Genomic DNA, 19,143 nt, shown 5'->3' with positions numbered 1-19,143 from the left:
ACGGCAGAAATATCGCCCCGGACTCGACTCCAGCCCCATTTTACTTACCCTAACGTCACCTCAGGGTGACCCTGAGGTGTTTTGACCTTTGGGGGGTTTTTCAAATGAAACACTATATTTTCGCGGCCTTTTGCGCGGCGTCTTTGTCGGCATGTTCTGTCACAAGCGGCAACTCGTCTGCATTTTTGAACAACGGAAACGATGTGACGTTTCTTAATCAGGGGTCGTCATCGTGCCCCGGTGTCGCATCCAGCAATAACCCGATCTACGAACGCTACCCGCTGCGGTGTGGTCCCCAGACGCAGGTGATTCCTCGTTAAGGCCTTGTTTAGCATGTTCGCGCTAACCAAAAATTAATTTGTGATCACACTTTTCTTGGGTGTGATCACAAATGTCGCTTTTTTGGCTATTCCGCCAAAAAGCCGTTCAGATGCTGCGTTTAATAGGTCTATAGCTGATTCAACGCTTATCAGACCGAAGGACACTTCATGAACATCCACGAATATCAGGCCAAAGCATTGCTGGCATCTTACGGGGCGCCCGTCAGCGATGGCCGCGCTGTCCTCAAGGCCGAGGACGCGAAGACCGCCGCGGGCGAAATGGATGGCCCCCTTTGGGTGGTTAAGGCCCAGATCCACGCAGGTGGCCGCGGCAAAGGTAAATTCAAAGAAGCCGACGCTGGCGATGCCGGCGGTGTACGCCTGACCAAATCCGCATCCGAAGCGGCGGAAGAAGCCAAGAAAATGCTGGGCCGCACATTGGTCACGCATCAGACAGGTCCGGCGGGCAAGCAGGTCAACCGTATCTACATCGAAGACGGGTCCGGCATCGAAACCGAAATGTACCTCGCGCTGTTGGTAGATCGTCAAACATCCCGCATCGGCTTTGTGGTCTCAACCGAGGGCGGCATGGACATCGAAGAGGTCGCTGAAAAGACCCCTGAAAAGATCATCAACTTTACCGTTGATCCCGCGACGGGCTATCAGGCGTTTCATGGCCGCCGTGTTGCATTCTCCCTCGGGCTGAAGGGCCAGCAGGTCAAGCAGTGCGTCACTTTGATGGGCCAGCTGTACAAAGCGTTCACCGAAAAAGACATGGAAATGCTTGAGATCAACCCACTGATCGTCACCGACAAAGGCGATCTTAAGGTGCTCGACGCCAAAGTCGCATTTGACGGCAACGCGATCTATCGCCACGCCGATATCGCGTCGCTTCGTGATGAGACCGAAGAAGACCCCAAAGAACTGGCGGCCTCCAAATTCGATCTGAACTATATCGCGCTGGACGGTGAAATCGGCTGCATGGTCAACGGCGCGGGCCTTGCCATGGCGACGATGGACATCATCAAGCTGTACGGCGCAGAACCTGCAAACTTCCTCGACGTGGGCGGCGGCGCGACCAAAGAAAAGGTCACCGAAGCGTTCAAAATCATCACGTCCGACCCACAGGTCAAAGGTATTCTGGTCAACATCTTCGGCGGTATCATGCGCTGTGATGTGATCGCCGAAGGCGTGGTGTCTGCGGTCAAAGAAGTGGGCCTGAAGGTTCCTCTCGTTGTGCGCCTTGAAGGCACGAACGTCGAAGAAGGCAAAGCCATCATCAACAATTCAGACGTTGATGTCATTGCGGCGGATGACCTGAAGGACGGCGCTGAAAAGATTGTGAAAGCGGTCAAAGGATAAGGTGCGTGGGGCCAGACCGGCCCCACCTCCCTCGCCCAGCCCGAAGGACATCATGATGAAACGTCTTGCCGCTACGGCCCTCGCCCTCACCACGCTCGCTGCGTGCGATGCACCGACACAATCGGGCTATGTCGGCGTTGGCACCCCAATCGCCACATCCCGCGCGGCCGGGTTCTTTCAGACGGTTTGCGTGAACAATGGCGCCGATCTCAGCGCGGCACGCCAGACCCTCGCGGGCCTTCCCGTAATCCTGAACCCCGAAGACGACATCTATTACAGCACCGAACACCTGATCTCGTTCAAGATCACGCCAGTGTCTCGGTTTGAATCGGTCTGTTCGATGGTCTGGGATCCAATCGAAGACGAATCCCGTTCCATCGCCGTTCTGCGCGGGCTCGACCCGACAGCGCAGCTTCGTGACAACGAAGACGGCACACTTTCCGCGTTCCACTACGGCGCACCATAAGATGGGAAAAACCTTGTCACCCTTAAAATCAATGTCCGTCGTCGCTCTCGTCGCTTTGGGCGCGTGCCAAGCCGCTGCACCCAGCACCGGACCGACAACCGCCGTTGCCGCAGCCCGCAGCACTGTCGGACCGGGTTCACAGCCCGCGACTGCGCAGGATGCGATCAACAATTTCGCTGTTTGCATCAATTCCGCACCCACGTTCGCGCAGGCACCCCAACAATTAAGGGCCCTGCCGTTCACCCAGAACAGCAACACCGGAACCTGGTATCACCAGACCCTTAACCTTTCGATCAACGTCTCGGGCAACCGCTGCTCTATGGTGTTTGGATCAAACGAGGAACGCGAATTACTCGGCCTTGCCCTCGCCGTGGGCAGCACCGAAGGCAATGGTCAGGGCAATGCCAATATCGGCGTTGATCCCAACACCGGCGCGACACAAACCAATTCACGCGGTGGCACGCAATTTCTTTTCACCCCCGCAGGAACGGCGGACGGAACAGCTTATTTCCGTGCTGCCATGACCAGATAGATAATCTAAGGAGCCGTTAAATGGCCATTCTCATCGACGAAAACACCAAAGTCATCTGTCAGGGTCTGACAGGCTCACAGGGCACGTTCCACTCCGAACAGGCGATTGCATACGGCACCAAAATGGTCGGCGGCGTGACGCCGGGCAAAGGTGGTCAAACCCACCTCGACCTGCCGATCTTCAACTCTGTGCACGAAGCGATGCATGTCACCGAGGCGAACGCCTCTGTGATCTACGTACCACCCCCCTTCGCGGCCGATTCCATCCTTGAGGCGATCGACGCCGAGATGGAGCTGATTATCTGCATCACCGAAGGTATTCCGGTTCTCGACATGATGCGCGTCAAACGCGCGCTGGACGGGTCTAAATCCCGCCTTGTCGGCCCCAACTGCCCCGGCGTGATCACGCCAGACGCCTGCAAAATCGGCATCATGCCCGGTCACATCCACAAGCGTGGGTCCGTCGGTGTTGTGTCCCGTTCCGGCACGCTGACCTACGAAGCGGTCAAGCAGACATCGGATTCCGGCCTCGGCCAGTCCACAGCTGTTGGCATCGGTGGCGACCCGATTAAGGGTACAGAACACATCGACGTGCTCGACATGTTCTTGGATGATCCGGAAACACATTCCATCATCATGATCGGTGAAATCGGTGGCTCCGCAGAAGAAGAAGCCGCTGAATTCCTGACCGAGCAAAAGAAGAAAGGCCGCTGGAAACCAACAGCTGGCTTCATCGCAGGCCGCACGGCCCCTCCCGGCCGCCGCATGGGCCACGCCGGTGCGATTGTGGCGGGCGGCAAAGGCGACGCGGAAAGCAAAATCGAAGCGATGAAATCCGCTGGTATCGTTGTTGCAGACAGCCCCGCGACACTGGGCGAAGCTGTGCTGAAGGCGATTGGGTAACAGATAAAGATGGGTCGAACAGACACCGTTAGAGCGAAAAGGTAACATAAATGGGCTTTGTTCAATCCATCAAATCTTGCATGGCCAAGAGTATCGATTTCTCTGGCCGTGCAAGCAGGTCCGAATTCTGGTGGTTCATTCTTTTCCTTTCGATCCTACACACTGTCCTTGCTAACCTCTTCAGCCAATCAGAAATGGCGTTTTCGCTCCACTTTGGCATCATTTTCCAATTCGGCTTAGACGCACCTTGGTGGGCAAATCTATATACAGCGATTTTCGGCTTGCCGCTCATTTCAGTGTTCGTACGTCGCGCGCACGACATAGGAGTGGGAGAAGACAAAATTTGTGCGGCGTTATTTATATGTCTCGCGGCTTACACGATCTTGCTGAAACTATCACCGACTCCAAACACTCAGCAGTGGTTGCTTATAATTGTCGCTCTCGTTTTCATCGCTGGTTTTCTACTGATTGCGACAAAGCGCTCAGATTTACTGAACAACCGTTTCGGCCCCAATCCGCATTCTAACCCAACCGAGGTCCCCTCATGACTGACCAATCCCCCAACGATCAATTCCACGCGGAATCCTTCATGCAAGGGCACAACGCGGAATATATTGAACAGCTTTATGCGCGGTATGCCGAAAACCCCGGTGCGGTGGATGAAAGCTGGCAGGCGTTTTTCCGGTCTTTGGGTGATGCGCCAGCGGATGCCCGTGCAGAGGCCGCTGGCCCGTCTTGGGCGCGCGCCGATTGGCCGCCACAACCCAACGATGACCTGACCCAAGCGCTGGATGGTCAATGGGCCGCGGAACCCGAAATTGCAGGCAAAAAGATTAAAGAAAAGGCCGCCGAAAAGGGCGTCTCCATTTCCGAAGAACAGGTGCGCAACGCGGTCCTGGATTCCATCCGCGCGTTGATGATCATTCGCGCCTACCGTATTCGCGGGCACCTCGTCGCTGATCTTGATCCGCTGGGCATGCGCGACCAGACCCCGCATCCTGAATTGGACCCCGCGTCCTATGGCTTCACCGCCGCCGACATGGACCGTCCGATCTTTATCGACAATGTCCTCGGCCTCGAAGTGGCGACGATGACCGAAATTCTGGCCATCGTGAAACGCACCTATTGCGGCACGTTTGCGCTGCAATACATGCACATTTCCAACCCCGAAGAGGCCGCATGGCTTAAGGAGAGGATCGAGGGCGCGCACAAAGAAATCACCTTCACCAAAGAAGGCCGCAAGGCGATTTTGAATTCCATCGTACAGGCCGAGGGTTTTGAAAAATTCTTGCATGTCAAATACATGGGCACCAAACGGTTCGGTCTTGATGGCGGCGAAAGCCTGATCCCCGCGATGGAACAAATCATCAAACGCGGCGGGCAACTGGGCCTTAAGGATATCGTGATCGGCATGCCCCACCGTGGGCGTCTTTCGGTGCTGGCCAACGTCATGTCCAAACCCTACCGCGCGATTTTCAACGAATTTCAGGGCGGATCGTTCAAACCCGAAGACGTGGACGGATCGGGTGATGTGAAATACCACCTCGGCGCGTCGTCTGATCGCGAATTTGACGGCAATTCGGTGCACCTGTCCCTCACTGCCAACCCGTCCCACCTTGAGGCGGTGAACCCCGTCGTCATCGGCAAGGTCCGCGCCAAGCAGGACCAGACCAACGACACCGACCGCACGAAATCCATGGCGATTTTGCTGCATGGTGATGCGGCGTTTGCGGGCCAAGGCGTTGTCGCCGAAGGGTTCGGTTTGTCAGGTCTGCGCGGTCATCGCACTGGCGGCACCATGCACATCGTCGTCAACAACCAGATCGGGTTCACGACCGCACCGCACTTCTCGCGCTCCTCGCCCTACCCAACCGACATCGCGTTGATGGTCGAAGCGCCGATTTTCCACGTCAACGGTGATGATCCGGAGGCCGTGGTCCACGCCGCGCGCGTCGCCACAGAATTCCGCCAGAAATTCCACAAAGACGTGGTGCTGGATATCATTTGCTACCGCCGCTTTGGTCACAACGAGGGCGATGAGCCCATGTTCACCAACCCGGTCATGTACAAAAAGATCAAGCAGCAAAAAACCACGCTGACGCTCTATACCGAACGCCTCGTGCGTGACGGGCTGATCCCCGAAGGCGAGATTGAAGACATGAAAGCCGCGTTTCAGGCCCACCTGAACGAGGAATTCGAGGTCGGCAAAGACTACAAACCCAACAAGGCCGATTGGCTGGACGGCAAATGGTCCCACCTCGATCAGCGCGAAAAAGACAAATACCAGCGCGGCAAAACATGGATCAAACAGGAAACGTTTGATCAGATCGGCAAAGCGCTGACGACGGCACCGGACGGCTTCCCGCTGCACAAAACCGTGGGCCGTATTCTGGATGCCAAGGCCAAAATGTTCGAAACCGGCGAAGGGTTCGATTGGGCCACCGGTGAGGCGCTGGCGTTCGGCTCCCTGCTGACCGAAGGCTACCCCGTGCGTTTGTCGGGGCAGGATTCCACACGCGGCACGTTCTCTCAGCGCCATTCGGGTCTGGTCAATCAGGACACCGAAGAACGCTACTACCCGCTCAACAATATCCGCGACGGTCAGGGCAACTACGAAGTCATCGACTCCATGTTGTCGGAATATGCGGTCCTCGGGTTTGAATATGGCTATTCGCTGGCTGAACCCAACGCGCTGACCCTATGGGAAGCCCAGTTCGGCGATTTCGCCAACGGCGCGCAGATCATGTTCGACCAGTTCATCAGCTCGGGTGAATCCAAATGGCTGCGCATGTCCGGCCTCGTGTGCCTGCTGCCCCACGGCTACGAAGGCCAAGGCCCGGAACACTCCAGCGCCCGTCTGGAACGGTTCTTGACCATGTGTGGCGGCGACAACTGGATCGTGGCCAACTGCACGACCCCCGCCAACTACTTCCACATCCTGCGCCGCCAATTGCACCGTAGCTACCGCAAACCGCTGATCATGATGACGCCAAAATCGCTGCTGCGGAACAAAATGGCCGTATCAAAGGCAGACGAATTCCAAGAAGGATCATCCTTCCACCGTGTGCTGTGGGACGATGCACAGCACGGCAATTCTGACACCATATTGAAAGCAGACGACAAAATCAAACGTGTCGTCATGTGTTCGGGCAAGGTCTATTATGACCTCCTTGAGGAACGCGACGAACGCGGCATCGATGACGTCTACATCATGCGGTTCGAACAATTCTATCCGTTCCCCGCGCAATCCGCAGTGAAAGAACTGGAACGCTTCAAATCGGCTGAAATGGTCTGGTGTCAGGAAGAACCCAAAAACCAAGGCGCATGGTCGTTCATGGAACCCAACATCGAATGGGTGCTGACGCGCATCAAAGCCACGCACACGCGCCCCATCTATGCAGGTCGCGCCGCCGCCGCATCGCCCGCCACGGGCCTCGCGTCGCGCCACAAAGCAGAACAATCCGCGCTCGTTGATGACGCGCTTACCGTTAAAGGATCAAACTAATGACCGAAGTCCGCGTCCCAACCCTTGGCGAATCCGTCACCGAAGCCACCGTCGCAACATGGTTCAAAAAGCCGGGCGATACCGTCGCGCAGGATGAAATGCTGTGTGAACTTGAAACCGACAAAGTCACCGTCGAAGTGCCCTCCCCCATGGCGGGCACCCTGTCCGAAATCGTCGCAGGCGAAGGCGACACCGTTGGCGTTGATGCCCTATTGGCACAGATCAGCGAAGGCGGTGAGGCAGCAGCCCCCACCCCAAAGGCAGACGCCCCCAAAGCCGAATTAGCCCCCGCACCCGCAGCCCCAAGCGGTGGCGACGAGATGGACATCATGGTCCCCACCCTTGGTGAATCCGTGACCGAAGCAACCGTGTCCACGTGGTTCAAAAAACCGGGCGAAGCGTTCGAAGCAGACGAAATGCTGTGCGAACTCGAAACCGACAAAGTGTCTGTTGAGGTCCCCGCACCCGCCGCCGGTGTGATGACAAAACTCCTCGCCGACGAAGGCGCAACCGTTGAGGCGGGCGGAAAGCTTGCCGTGATGTCCACCGATGCGTCCGCAGCCCCGGCGCCCGCTGCCGCCCCGGCAGCCGCGGCCACGGCCACAAGCACGGGCAAAGACGTCGAAGACGCGCCAAGCGCGAAGAAACTGATGGCCGAAAACAACCTCTCGTCAGGTGATGTGCAAGGCACCGGAAAGGATGGCCGCGTCATGAAAGAAGACGTTTTGAAAACTCTGGCAGCCCCCGCGCCTGCAACCGTTCAGGCCGCACCGCCGCGCGCGCCCGTCGCTGCCGATCAGGCCAGCCGCGAAGAACGCGTGAAGATGACGCGCCTGCGCCAGACCATCGCGCGCCGCCTCAAGGACAGCCAGAACACCGCCGCCATGCTGACCACCTACAACGAGGTCGACATGACCGAGGTCATGGCATTGCGCAACGAATACAAAGACTTGTTCCTGAAAAAGCACGGCGTGAAACTCGGCTTCATGTCCTTCTTCACAAAGGCCTGCATCCACGCGTTGAACGAAGTGCCCGAGGTCAACGCAGAAATCGACGGCACAGATGTGGTCTATAAAAACTACGTCAACATGGGCATCGCCGCTGGTACGCCCACGGGCCTCGTGGTGCCTGTGATCAACGACGCCGACCAGATGAGCTTTGCAGGGATCGAAAAGGCCATCGGCGCGATGGGCGCAAAAGCCCGCGATGGCAAACTGTCGATGGCCGAAATGCAGGGCGGCACGTTCACGATCTCAAACGGCGGCGTCTACGGCTCGCTCATGTCCTCGCCGATCCTGAACCCACCGCAGTCCGGTATCCTCGGCATGCACAAAATCCAGGACCGCCCGATGGCAATGAACGGCGAAGTCGTAATCCGCCCGATGATGTACCTCGCCCTGTCCTACGACCACCGCATCGTCGATGGCAAAGGCGCTGTGACGTTCCTTGTGCGCGTGAAAGAAGCGCTCGAGGACCCACGTCGCCTCCTTATGGACCTGTAACTATGCACGCAACACAGGGCATCGCTCGGACCTCGGGGAGGAAGCAAAGCGCCCTCCCCATGGGGGAGGTCCGGGCGCTGCCCGTGCAAGCACGGGCTGTCATATCAGCATGTTGTATTTCTATTTCCGCATCGGTTTCGTTCGCCCAACCGACCGAGGACCCATTCCTAGTTGGCATCGACGTTTTGAAGAATTCACCTTGCTTGGATGTGATCGTCTTGGTTGAGAACTTCTCCAACGGCCGCGCAGTAGATCAAGTAGAGCTCAATGCAGTTAACCACTACCTAAGCGGCTTCGCCGCAGTATTTGCGCCCGACGAAGAAGGCTATTTATTGGTGTCACGAAACGCCGTTTTTCAAAGGTGCTTTCTTGAACCAACAAAGAGCATTGTCGACATAACAATTGAATTGGGACGCGAATTGAGCCCATGACCCCAGACCTCACCATCCTCGCCCTCGCGCTGCTCCTGCAAGGCGTCCAGTTCGTGCTCATGGCTGTCCCTGCCAACCTCGAACTCGGCATTGGCAAAACCGCGTCTGCGCGTGATCCCGAACGCATGGGCGGCAAAACCATGCTCGAACAGCTGTCCACCAAAACCGCCCGCCTTGCCCGCGCGATGAACAACCATTTCGAGGCCCTGATCCTCTTCGCACCCGCCGTCCTCATCGTCGAACTATCCGGCCAGAACACCAAATTCACCGCCGCCTGCGCCACAGCATATCTGATTGCACGCGTCGCCTATATCCCCGCCTACTACTTCGGCCTCAGCCCGTGGCGCTCCTATATCTGGTTCGTTGGCTTTGGCGCGACCATCGCTATGATCGTTTCCACCCTGATCTGACCAGATCGGACCCATACCAAACCCATACCCGAACCATACCAGACCCATACGGTAAAATTCGAAGGAAAACAGACCATGTCCAGCTACGACGTCATCATCATCGGATCCGGCCCCGGCGGCTATGTCTGCGCCATTCGCTGCGCCCAATTGGGCCTGAAAACGGCCATCGTTGAAGGCCGTGACACGTTGGGCGGCACCTGCCTGAACGTGGGCTGTATCCCGTCCAAGGCGCTGCTGCATTCCTCGCATATGTTGCACGAAGCGGAACACAATTTTGCGGAAATGGGCCTGAAGGGAAAATCACCCTCGGTGGATTGGAAACAGATGTTGTCCTACAAAGATGGCGTCATCGAAACGAACACCAAGGGTGTCGAATTTCTGATGAAAAAGAACAAGATAGACTGGCTGAAAGGCTGGGGATCAATCCCCGCCGCTGGTCAGGTCAAGGTCGGTGAGGACATCCACGAAGCGAAGAATATCATCATCGCATCCGGCTCAGAGGTGTCGAGCCTGAAGGGTGTCGAGATTGACGAAAAGACCGTCGTGTCCTCAACCGGTGCGCTTGAGCTGAAGAAAATCCCGAACGAACTGGTCGTGATTGGCGCAGGCGTGATCGGGCTTGAACTCGGGTCTGTTTACAAACGCCTCGGCGCGAAGGTGACGGTGATTGAATTTCTTGACGTAATCACCCCCGGCATGGACAGCGACGTGCAAAAAACGTTCCAAAGATTGCTGAAAAAACAAGGGATTGAGTTCATCATGAGCGCGGCCGTGCAATCAGTTGAAACCAAGGGCGGCAAGGCCACGGTGAACTTCAAACTGCGCAAAGACGACAGCGATCGCAGCATGGACGCGGACACAGTTCTGGTCGCCACAGGCCGGCGCCCCTACACCGATGGTCTGGGTTTGGCAGAGATCGGCGTCGAAATGTCAGAGCGTGGGCAGATCAAAACCGACGCCCATTATAAGACGAACGTGGATGGCATTTACGCGATTGGTGACTGCATCGATGGCCCCATGTTGGCGCACAAAGCAGAAGACGAAGGCATGGCCTGCGCCGAAGGTCTGGCCGGTCAGAAACCTCATGTTAACTACGGCGTGATACCAGGGGTCATCTACACGCACCCAGAGGTCGCGAGCGTCGGCAAAACCGAAGATCAGCTGAAAGAAGACGGCGTTGATTACAAAGTTGGCAAATTCAACTTTATGGGCAACGGCCGTGCCAAGGCGAACTTTGCGGGGGACGGATTTGTGAAAATCCTCGCGGATAAGGCGACAGACCGTATCTTGGGCGCGCATATTATTGGCCCCATGGCGGGCGATCTGATCCACGAGATTTGCGTCGCGATGGAATTTGGCGCTGCCGCAGAGGATCTCGCGCGCACATGCCACGCCCACCCGACCTATTCCGAAGCCGTCCGCGAGGCCGCACTTGCATGTGGTGACGGCGCAATCCACGCATAGGCTTGGTGTTAACATCTTATTAACCAATCAGACGGGGGGCGCCAGAAATGGCCCGCCCGTTCCCTTTTGCTGCCTTATCCTCGCCCAAAGTCGCGGGCATACCGGATGTTAATGAATATCTGAGAGGTAGTTTTATGTTTAAGATCATTGCCGCCATAGCCCTTACAATCGGGCTGACATCCACTGCAACGCAGGCCAATGCTGGCGCGCGCTGGGGCGAAGATTTGCGATTTGTCGCAAACACCTCCATCCCGGGCACAGATGGCACCATGGCACTGTGCCACCTCGTTGATTTCATGGATGTTTTGTTTGTTCCGGTCTACACGACCGTCAACAACTATGCCCTATCCAACAGTGGCTGCACGGGTGACATGTACCGCGACCTCTCAGCGGCCCAATTCACAGAACTGCAAACCGCTGGCCTGATTCCCGCAGACCTGCCCGCCACGCCCGCGGTCAGCCCTGTGATGCGCGCGTGGGGGCATGCATGGCTAATTCTTGGGGCCATCGGTGTTCTGAAAACCGCCTACATTGCGTTGCGCGGTAAGAAAAAGCGTAAGACCGGCACGCCAGACATGCTCGCCATCCATTCCCTCGTCGCGATGAGCCAGGTCGCCGTTGCCGATGGCCGCATTGATGATGCCGAAGTGCATCAAATCGCCAGTATCCTCACGCGGTTGACGGGTCAGGCCTACGCGCCATCACAAGTTATGGATTTGCTCAGCCGTTTGAACCCATCAGCATCCGACCTTGATCAGATCGGCCAGGATCTGTCCGAAAAAGACCGCCAGATCGTTCTTGAAGCGGCGTTAAACATCGCCGTTGCCGACGGTGAAATTCACCCGAACGAATATGCGGTGGTGTCAGAATTGGCACAGCGTATGCGCATCGGCGCGGATCAATTCCGCAGCGCGTTGGCCCGCATTTCGGCGCATCTGCAATCCGTGCAAACTGCCTAAACCTTTAGCATCCGCAGGCCTTGCGTCGCGTCTGACCGCACGGCCAGTTTTAGGCTGGCTTCATCGCCGGCCTTAAGCGCGGCAAGGATAAGTTTGTGATTGCGGGGCGGTTCGGTGCGCCGCAATCGACCATACAATTTGGACATGGTCGGCCCCAGTTGCAGCCAGATCGTTTCGGCCATCGCCAGCATCGCGGGCGCTTGTGCGCGCAAATATAACGTGCGGTGAAATTCAAGGTTCAACCGGATATAGCCAGACGCATCCTGCCGCGCGATCATACCAGATACGCGGTTGTTGATGTCTTCCAACCGTTCAATCAGCGCCATGTGGGCACGTGGCAACGCGCGCGCCGCCAATTCCGGTTCAAGCAGCGCGCGCAAGGCAGCCAGTTCTTCGATCCGTTCGTTCGACAGTTCTGGCGTCGATACACGGCCGGAGGATGACAAAAACAACGCGCCTTCTGCCACCAACCGCCGCCCTGCTTCGCGCGCGGGCGTCATGGACACGCCAAATTCCTTACCGATCCCGCGCAGCGTTAGCGCCTGACCAGGGTGGATTTCGCCATGCATAATACGGGCCCGCAGCGCACGATACACGCGGTCGTGGGCCGCGCCTGTGGGTTCGGTCGCTTTGGAATGGATCAACATACAGCGTTTGTGATCACAAACAGGCGATAGGTCAATGTCTGCAAATGGACCGGGTCAATCGAAACGCACGCGGTGCAATGTGCCACCTTGGGTGCGCAGCCAAGCGCGGCACGCTTTGTGATTTGGGAACAACTGATCAACCACACCCCAGAACCGGTCCGAATGATCCATGTGCTGTAAATGCGCCACCTCGTGTGCTGCGACGTAGTCCAAAACGTCACGCGGGGCCATGATCAGGCGCCATGAATACATCAGATCCCCGTTCGAGCTACACGACCCCCACCGCGACCGTGTATCGCGCAGTGAAATCCGATTGTACGAACGCCCCAACGCGGCGGCATACCGATCAGACGCATCCGCCAAAGCATCCCGCGCGCGCAGTTTCATAAACGCCGCGACCCGTTTGCCCACCATTGCGGGATCATCGGGCAGCACCAGCGCCCCATCCACCAGTTTGGCGCGTTTCACATCCCCTGCTATCAACGGCAGTTCTGCCCCCTCAAACAGCACCGTGCCGCCCAGCGCGACACGCACTTCAGGTTCAATGGCGCTGATATGTTTGCGCAGCCAGTCCTCGCGTTCACGCACAAAGGCCATGCCTTCACGATCAGGGACGCGATTGGGTAGGGTCAGCGTCGCGCGGCCATCCAGCCGCGAAATGCGCAGGCTTAGCCGACGCGCACGCGCAGAACGCCGCAAAAGCACCTCAACCGGGGGGTTGCCTTCAAGGATTAGAACGCCCATGTGTGCCTTTCACAAATGCCCGCATCAATTGTCTTTGACACGCCCTTGGCGGTATGGCAATTGACGCCGATCCAGCTTTGCGCTGACACGTTATAAAGGATGAACACATGCCTAAGGAAGAGTGGGGCACAAAGCGCCTCTGCCCAACCACCGGAAAGCGGTTCTACGATCTGAACGCGACCCCAATCATCAGCCCCTATACGGGCGAAGAAGTTGTGGTCGAAACCGGCAAAACCCGCACCATGGTTGCTGACGCCGCAGACGCCCAGTCCAAGAAGGACGAAAAGGCAGCCGAGGACGACGATCTGGTTCTTGATGATGGCGACGACGATGATGTGGACGCCGATTTGGGCGATGACGTACTGGAAGATGACGACGACGATGATGATGTATCGCTCGACGAAATCGCAGACGTTGCAGCACCAGACGACGATTCTTAAATTTCGGGTTTTCAGGGCGGGATTTACTCTTGATCTCGCCCGCCCCGCTGCGTAAAGCAGCACCACGTCACCACAGTGACACCCTATGGTTAGGGGCATTAGCTCAGCTGGGAGAGCGCCTGCATGGCATGCAGGAGGTCAGCGGTTCGATCCCGCTATGCTCCACCAACCTCTCTTCTCTCCCCCTAAGATAAGCTGCGGCGTTGTTTGACCGGATATTCTATTGGGGTGCGGCGGCACACCACGACTGCGATTGTCCGGTAAACAAGACAGATGAAACAGCCTAGCGAAGATCAATCCAAGATGCCCCGTCACGTGACGAACGTTGACAGGCATCCACAAAGCGCACGCCATCTAGGCCGTCCTCTATGCCAATTATGGCGCCAGATTTCCCCTGATTTGTAATGACTTCTGCTGCTTCGCGGTAAAGTGTTGCGAAGGCTTCAAGATAGCCTTCGGGATGGCCAGCAGGAATGCGCGTGACGGCAGCGGCGGCCAGACTGGCGGCAGCGCCACCGCGCGTGATCATTTGCGGGGCTTGTCCAAGTTTGGCAAACCACAGAACGTTCGGATTTTCCTGAGCCCAACGGAGCGACCCCTTTTCGCCATAGACAGCCAACGTCAAGTTATTCTCATTTCCGATCGCGACCTGACTGGCCCAGATATGACCGCGCGCGCCGCCATCAAATTGCAGCGTGATACGGGCATCGTCATCGACCAATCGCCCCGCAACGTGAGACGTAAGCGTCGCACTGAGCGACGAGGTGCGCAGCCCAGACACGAAACAGGCAAGGTTATAGGCGTGTGTTCCGATGTCGCCGATGGCCCCACCGCCCGATTGGGCCGCGTCCAAGCGCCATTTGGCCTGCTTGTTGTCCGCATCCGGCGCATGGCTAAGCCAATCTTGCAGGTAGTCCGCTTCGACGATCCGGATTGCGCCCAATGCGCCGTCTGCCACCATCTGACGGGCCTGCCGGATCATCGGATAGCCGGTGTAGTTATGGGTGAGGAAGAAATGCCCTTTGGACGCTTCGGCGGCGGCGGTCAGGCTCTCAGCCTGCTCCAAGGTCGCCGTCATCGGTTTGTCGCAAATGACGGAAATGCCCTGCGTCAAGAAGGCCTCGGCGATTGGCCCGTGCAAATGATTTGGTGTGACGATCGATACAGCATCAATCCCATCAGCGCGCGCGGCTTCGGCTTGTGCCATTTCGCTGAAATCCGCGTAAGAGCGATCCGCGTCGATGCCCAACTCAGCGGCCGAAGCATGAGCGCGCGCTGCATCTGACGAAAACGCCCCCGCGACCAGATCAAAACAGCCGTCCAGTCGTGCAGCCATGCGGTGCACCCCGCCGATAAAGGCACCCTGCCCACCGCCGACCATTCCAAGTTTCAGCGGTGCCATCCTAGAACCCCATCATTTTACGCAGAGCCGCCGGATCAGACGCACCGCCTGCGAAATCGTCAAACGCCCGTTCTGTCTTGCGGATCAGGTGATCTGCGATGAACGGCGCGCCCTCAGCCGCACCCTGTTCGGGGTGCTTCAGACAACATTCCCATTCGAGTACCGCCCAACCATCAAACTCGTATTGGGTGAGTTTTGAAAAAATGCCCTTAAAGTCCACCTGACCATCCCCGAGCGACCGGAAACGACCCGCACGGTCCGTCCAATCGGCATAGCCAGAATATACGCCCTGCCGCCCGGTTGGGTTAAATTCCGCATCCTTGACGTGAAACGCGCTGATGCGGTCATGATAGATGTCGATGAAGGCCAGATAATCCATCTGCTGCAACAAGAAGTGCGACGGATCATAGGTGATCTTGCAACGCGGATGATGATCGAGAGCATCAAGGAACCTTTCAAACGTCGTGCCGTCAAAGACGTCCTCTCCGGGGTGGATTTCAAAGCCGAGATCAACGCCCGCCTCGTCATAGACATCGAGGATCGGCTTCCAACGGCGTGCCAGTTCGCCAAAGGCCTCTTCTATCAGTCCCGCGGGGCGTTGCGGCCACGGGTACAGGTATGGAAAGGCAAGCGATCCGGTGAACCCGACAGCGCCCTTTAGGCCCAGATTTTTAGACGCTTGCGCGACCTTGGTGACCTGATCGACCGCCCACGCCTGACGCTGTGCGGGTTTGCCGTGCAGGTGTTCCGGCGCAAAGGTATCAAAGGATGTGTCATAGGCCGGGTGCACAGCCACCAGCTGGCTTTGAAGATGGCAGGACAACTCGGTGATGGTCACGCCATGTTCGGCGCAAACCCCAACGATTTCATCGCAATAGGCTTTGCTCGACGCGGCTTTGTCCAAATCAAAAACCCGCGCATCCCATGACGGAATTTGTACACCTTTATATCCCAAACCCGCTGCCCATTCGACAATCGCGGGAAGGGAATTGAACGGTGCTTCGTCCCCTAGAAACTGCGCAAGAAACAGCGCGGGGCCTTTGATGGAACTGGTCATCTTACTCTCCGTCGTTTTCTGTTAAGCCATAAGTGCGTGGGCCGCATCGGGGCCAAGCACTTCGGGCCTGTCGCAGGTTGTTGTCATGGTCATGACTGTTTCGGTTTCACCCGCGTCCAAAATGGTGGTCATGACTTCGACAACATGGGTCGCGAATTTATCATTGCAGCGATGCGGACGCCCCTCGGAAATGGCCAAAGCCATATCCGCAAGGCCAGCGCCACGGTAGTTCGCCCTTGTATCTTCAAAATTCGGGATGTTGAACGGGTGATCCCACGACTTTTCAACCGGCTCACAGCCACGTTCTGTCACTGTCAGCTCTCCGCCAAAGAAGTTCGGATCAGGCAGGTTCATTGTGCCTTCGGTGCCATACAGCTCCATGATCGGGTGATTACTGGCGACGACATCCCAGCTGGCCAGCAGCGTGATGATCGCGCCATTTTCGAACGACAACACGGAATGGATGGTGGTCGGTGTTTCGACGGGCACAGTTTCACCGATCCGTGGGCCGTTGCCGATGGTTCGGGTGTCGCTGGCCATGCCGGTAAAACTGGTGACTTTCTTCACGGGGCCAAGCATCTGCACCAGATTGCAGATGTAGTAGGGTCCCAGATCAAGGATCGGGCCGCCCCCCTTTTTAAAGAAGAAATCAGGGTTCGGATGCCAGTCTTCCATTCCGCTGGACATCACGACAGCCGCGCCAGAACAGACCTTGCCTATGGCACCCGCGTCAATCAGATTTCGGGCCAATTGATGACTGCCGCCCATGAATGTATCGGGCGCCGATCCAATCCGCAGGCCATTTGCCTGTGCCAAATCACCAAGTTCCTGTGCCTCTTGGAGGCTGAGGACAAATGGTTTTTCAGAATAGACATGTTTGCCCGCCTCGAGGATTGAGCGCGACACCGCAACGTGGGCCGCAGGAATTGTAAGGTTGATGACCAGATCAACATCCGACGCCGCCAATAGGTCATCGACGGTCTCTGCCCGCACGTCAAATTCTTTGGCGCGGGCTTTTGCGTTCTGCATGTTGAGGTCAGCCACCGCGACAATTTTATACCCTTTGAATATCGGGCCGAGGCTCAGGTAGGCCGACGAAATGTTACCGCACCCGATGATACCAACGCCGAGGGTCTTAGTCATGAGTGTTCTCCCACAAGGTTTTGAATGCTGCTGCGGACCTTTTGGCGTAGCCGACCGGATCGAGAGGTTTGTCATGTTCTAACACATAGATCAGATCACCTGACGCGGTCCGGCAGGCCTGCAAAAGCGCTGCCCAATCCAATGTGCCTGTTCCCAAATCAGCCCAGCCATCCTGATCCAGATTTTCGCCAGCAGCCGCAATGTCTTTGACGTGGATTGCCGACAGGCGGGACGCGTAGCGTTGGATAAATTCGATGGGGTCACGATCCCCGCGAACGACCCATGCCAAATCGGCTTCCCATTTAATGTCGGGCGCAGCTTCAAGCAGCACGTCCATCGGAGTCCCGCCATCGGGCAGAGCAGAAAATTCGAAATCGTGGTTGTGCCACCCGAAAGTGATACCGCGATCTGCGTATTTCTGGCCTGCCGAATTCAGGCGTTTGCCCAGCCCGGCCCAACCCTCGGACGTAGCAGGACGGTCCTTTTCTTCGAGGTAGGGCGCGAAGACACGCGTGATCCCAAGGGTGTTGATGATGTCTATGGTGGCTTCGAAATCGGTTTCGATATCCTCCAGACCAATGTGGCCGGATGGCATGGAAATGCCGTTGGCATCCATCGCGGCGCGGTAGGCTGACGGATCGCCATAGACGCCGCCGTAGCCTTCGACCTTGGTGATTCCCATTTCGGGCAATTGTGCCAACAGGGCGATCTGATCCGCGTAATCGCGCATCGAATATAGTTGCAATGATGGTGTCATGAGCCTGCTTCCAGAATTAAAGACGGATTTCAGTTTTATGGTCGAACAGATGCAGCCGCGCCGCATCAAACCCGAGCGTCAGTGTTTCGCCGGATTTCAGGGGCGATTGCCCCTCGGTGCGCACGCGCACGGATTGACCTGCGAAGTTAACCCAGACCAAGGTGTCGGACCCCATGGGTTCAACAATGTCGATTTCTGCCGTTCCGGTGTAGGTCGCTCCTTCGGCAGCTTCGCCGGTCAGGATGTGTTCGGGGCGAATGCCCAGCCATGCGGCTGCCTCGCTACGGGTTTGTGTTGCGAATTCATAACCCGTCACATCGACGTTAAAGCCACTACAGGTGAACGTCGTGCCCTCCAGCTGCCCCTCAAACAGGTTCATTGCCGGTGAGCCGATGAAGTCCGCGACATATTTGTTGCACGGCTTGGCGTAGATCATCTCGGGGGTGTCCAATTGTTCAATCAGCCCGTTCTTCATGATCGAAATTCGGTCGGCCAATGTCATGGCCTCAACCTGATCGTGGGTCACGTAAATCATCGTGTTTTTCAGTTTCTGGTGCAGGCGTTTCAGTTCGACCCGCAAATCCGTGCGCAATTTGGCGTCCAAGTTGGACAGGGGTTCATCGAACAAGAACACATCGACGTCGCGCACCAGTGCACGCCCGATCGCCACACGTTGGCGTTGACCGCCAGACAGCGCGCCGGGCTTTCGGTCCAGTAGGGCTTCGATCTGAAGAACATCTGCGACCCGTTCCACCCGCTTGGCGATTTCCGCTTTGGGCACCTTGGCGTTCTTAAGCCCGAACGACAGATTTCCGCGCACCGTCATCTGCGGATAAAGCGCGTAGGATTGGAACACCATGCCGATCCCGCGATCAGACGGTTCCGCCCATGTCACATTTTCACCCTTGATGAAGATCTGCCCGTCAGAGACATCAAGCAAACCGGCGATACAGTTCAGCAGAGTTGATTTACCGCACCCAGACGATCCCAAAAGCACGAGGAATTCACCCTCTGCGACCTCAAGGTTGAGTTGTTTGAGAACTTTCACGGAACCGAAGTTCAGATCCAGGTCTTTGATTTCTACAGAGTTTGCCATGATT

General features: G+C 57.0%; 20 protein-coding genes and 1 tRNA gene. 14 read left to right on the top strand and 7 right to left on the bottom strand.

The features are described 5' to 3' along the window. Positions 1-104 precede the first annotated feature (104 nt). From L0664_RS00790 to L0664_RS00735, 12 genes are all read left to right on the top strand, one after another. Positions 105-320 carry a hypothetical protein gene (locus tag L0664_RS00790; RefSeq protein ID WP_235223718.1) on the top strand — a complete coding sequence of 72 codons (216 nt, stop codon included), beginning with the start codon at positions 105-107 and terminating at the stop codon, positions 318-320. A gap of 168 nt (positions 321-488) precedes the next feature. Continuing rightward, positions 489-1,682 (top strand): ADP-forming succinate--CoA ligase subunit beta, encoded by a 1,194-nt coding sequence (gene sucC / locus L0664_RS00785; protein ID WP_235223717.1) that lies wholly within the window; start codon positions 489-491, stop codon positions 1,680-1,682. Between the two features lie 52 nt (positions 1,683-1,734). Further along, complete coding sequence (locus L0664_RS00780) at positions 1,735-2,148, top strand: hypothetical protein (RefSeq protein ID WP_235223716.1); 414 nt, start codon at positions 1,735-1,737, stop codon at positions 2,146-2,148. Positions 2,149-2,179: 31 nt separating this feature from the next. After that, a complete protein-coding gene (locus L0664_RS00775; RefSeq protein WP_235223715.1) occupies positions 2,180-2,680 on the top strand; it encodes a hypothetical protein in 501 nt (166 codons plus the stop codon). A 20-nt stretch (positions 2,681-2,700) separates the two neighbouring features. Beyond that, positions 2,701-3,582, top strand: a complete 882-nt coding sequence (gene sucD / locus L0664_RS00770; protein WP_235223714.1) for a succinate--CoA ligase subunit alpha — start codon at positions 2,701-2,703, stop codon at positions 3,580-3,582. A 50-nt stretch (positions 3,583-3,632) separates the two neighbouring features. Then, positions 3,633-4,130, top strand: a complete 498-nt coding sequence (locus tag L0664_RS00765; protein ID WP_235223713.1) for a DUF805 domain-containing protein — start codon at positions 3,633-3,635, stop codon at positions 4,128-4,130. Continuing rightward, positions 4,127-7,087: a 2-oxoglutarate dehydrogenase E1 component gene (locus L0664_RS00760; protein ID WP_235223712.1), complete on the top strand. Its 2,961-nt coding sequence runs from the start codon at positions 4,127-4,129 to the stop codon at positions 7,085-7,087. Before L0664_RS00765 ends, L0664_RS00760 begins: the two co-directional genes overlap by 4 nt. Continuing rightward, positions 7,087-8,589, top strand: a complete 1,503-nt coding sequence (gene odhB, locus L0664_RS00755; RefSeq protein WP_235223711.1) for a 2-oxoglutarate dehydrogenase complex dihydrolipoyllysine-residue succinyltransferase — start codon at positions 7,087-7,089, stop codon at positions 8,587-8,589. Before L0664_RS00760 ends, odhB begins: the two co-directional genes overlap by 1 nt. A 2-nt stretch (positions 8,590-8,591) precedes the next feature. Then, the gene (locus L0664_RS00750) at positions 8,592-9,020 is read left to right on the top strand and encodes a hypothetical protein (protein WP_235223710.1); all 429 of its coding nucleotides are present in this window, start codon (positions 8,592-8,594) and stop codon (positions 9,018-9,020) included. After that, complete coding sequence (locus L0664_RS00745) at positions 9,017-9,430, top strand: MAPEG family protein (protein WP_235223709.1); 414 nt, start codon at positions 9,017-9,019, stop codon at positions 9,428-9,430. The genes L0664_RS00750 and L0664_RS00745 overlap by 4 nt, the downstream gene beginning before the upstream one ends. Positions 9,431-9,505: 75 nt before the next feature. Next, positions 9,506-10,894 (top strand): dihydrolipoyl dehydrogenase, encoded by a 1,389-nt coding sequence (lpdA, locus tag L0664_RS00740; RefSeq protein ID WP_235223708.1) that lies wholly within the window; start codon positions 9,506-9,508, stop codon positions 10,892-10,894. 134 nt (positions 10,895-11,028) lie between these two features. Beyond that, the gene (locus L0664_RS00735; protein ID WP_235223707.1) at positions 11,029-11,853 is read left to right on the top strand and encodes a tellurite resistance TerB family protein; all 825 of its coding nucleotides are present in this window, start codon (positions 11,029-11,031) and stop codon (positions 11,851-11,853) included. Here the strand turns inward: L0664_RS00735 and L0664_RS00730 are convergent. Together L0664_RS00730 and L0664_RS00725 are read right to left on the bottom strand one after the other, a co-directional pair. Beyond that, positions 11,850-12,500 carry a GntR family transcriptional regulator gene (locus L0664_RS00730; protein ID WP_235223706.1) on the bottom strand — a complete coding sequence of 217 codons (651 nt, stop codon included), beginning with the start codon at positions 12,498-12,500 and terminating at the stop codon, positions 11,850-11,852. The two genes, L0664_RS00735 and L0664_RS00730, sit on opposite strands and share 4 nt — an antisense overlap. 54 nt (positions 12,501-12,554) lie before the next feature. Continuing rightward, complete coding sequence (locus tag L0664_RS00725) at positions 12,555-13,244, bottom strand: M48 family metallopeptidase (protein WP_235223705.1); 690 nt, start codon at positions 13,242-13,244, stop codon at positions 12,555-12,557. 107 nt (positions 13,245-13,351) lie between these two features. On the opposite strand from L0664_RS00725, the gene L0664_RS00720 reads away from it, so the two are divergent. Both L0664_RS00720 and L0664_RS00715 read left to right on the top strand, forming a co-directional pair. Next, a complete protein-coding gene (locus L0664_RS00720; RefSeq protein ID WP_235223704.1) occupies positions 13,352-13,684 on the top strand; it encodes a TIGR02300 family protein in 333 nt (110 codons plus the stop codon). Positions 13,685-13,776: 92 nt separating this feature from the next. Next, positions 13,777-13,852 (top strand) — tRNA-Ala (locus tag L0664_RS00715). Positions 13,853-13,967: 115 nt separating this feature from the next. On the opposite strand, the gene L0664_RS00710 is transcribed toward L0664_RS00715, so the two are convergent. From L0664_RS00710 to L0664_RS00690, 5 genes are read right to left on the bottom strand one after another with little or no spacing between them, the layout of a single operon-like run. After that, positions 13,968-15,086: a Gfo/Idh/MocA family protein gene (locus L0664_RS00710; RefSeq protein ID WP_235223703.1), complete on the bottom strand. Its 1,119-nt coding sequence runs from the start codon at positions 15,084-15,086 to the stop codon at positions 13,968-13,970. Between the two features lies 1 nt (position 15,087). After that, the gene (locus L0664_RS00705) at positions 15,088-16,143 is read right to left on the bottom strand and encodes a sugar phosphate isomerase/epimerase family protein (protein ID WP_235223702.1); all 1,056 of its coding nucleotides are present in this window, start codon (positions 16,141-16,143) and stop codon (positions 15,088-15,090) included. Between the two features lie 21 nt (positions 16,144-16,164). Continuing rightward, positions 16,165-17,286, bottom strand: coding sequence for a Gfo/Idh/MocA family protein (locus L0664_RS00700; protein ID WP_235223701.1), 1,122 nt, complete (start codon positions 17,284-17,286; stop codon positions 16,165-16,167). Continuing rightward, positions 17,279-18,043, bottom strand: coding sequence for a sugar phosphate isomerase/epimerase family protein (locus tag L0664_RS00695; RefSeq protein WP_235223700.1), 765 nt, complete (start codon positions 18,041-18,043; stop codon positions 17,279-17,281). Before L0664_RS00695 ends, L0664_RS00700 begins: the two co-directional genes overlap by 8 nt. 16 nt (positions 18,044-18,059) lie before the next feature. Then, positions 18,060-19,139, bottom strand: a complete 1,080-nt coding sequence (locus tag L0664_RS00690) for an ABC transporter ATP-binding protein (RefSeq protein ID WP_235223699.1) — start codon at positions 19,137-19,139, stop codon at positions 18,060-18,062. Positions 19,140-19,143: the final 4 nt, after the last annotated feature.

This window comes from Octadecabacter dasysiphoniae (genome assembly GCF_021532615.1).
Lineage (GTDB): Bacteria > Pseudomonadota > Alphaproteobacteria > Rhodobacterales > Rhodobacteraceae > Octadecabacter > Octadecabacter dasysiphoniae.
This window is presented reverse-complemented; position numbering and strand designations above follow the sequence as displayed.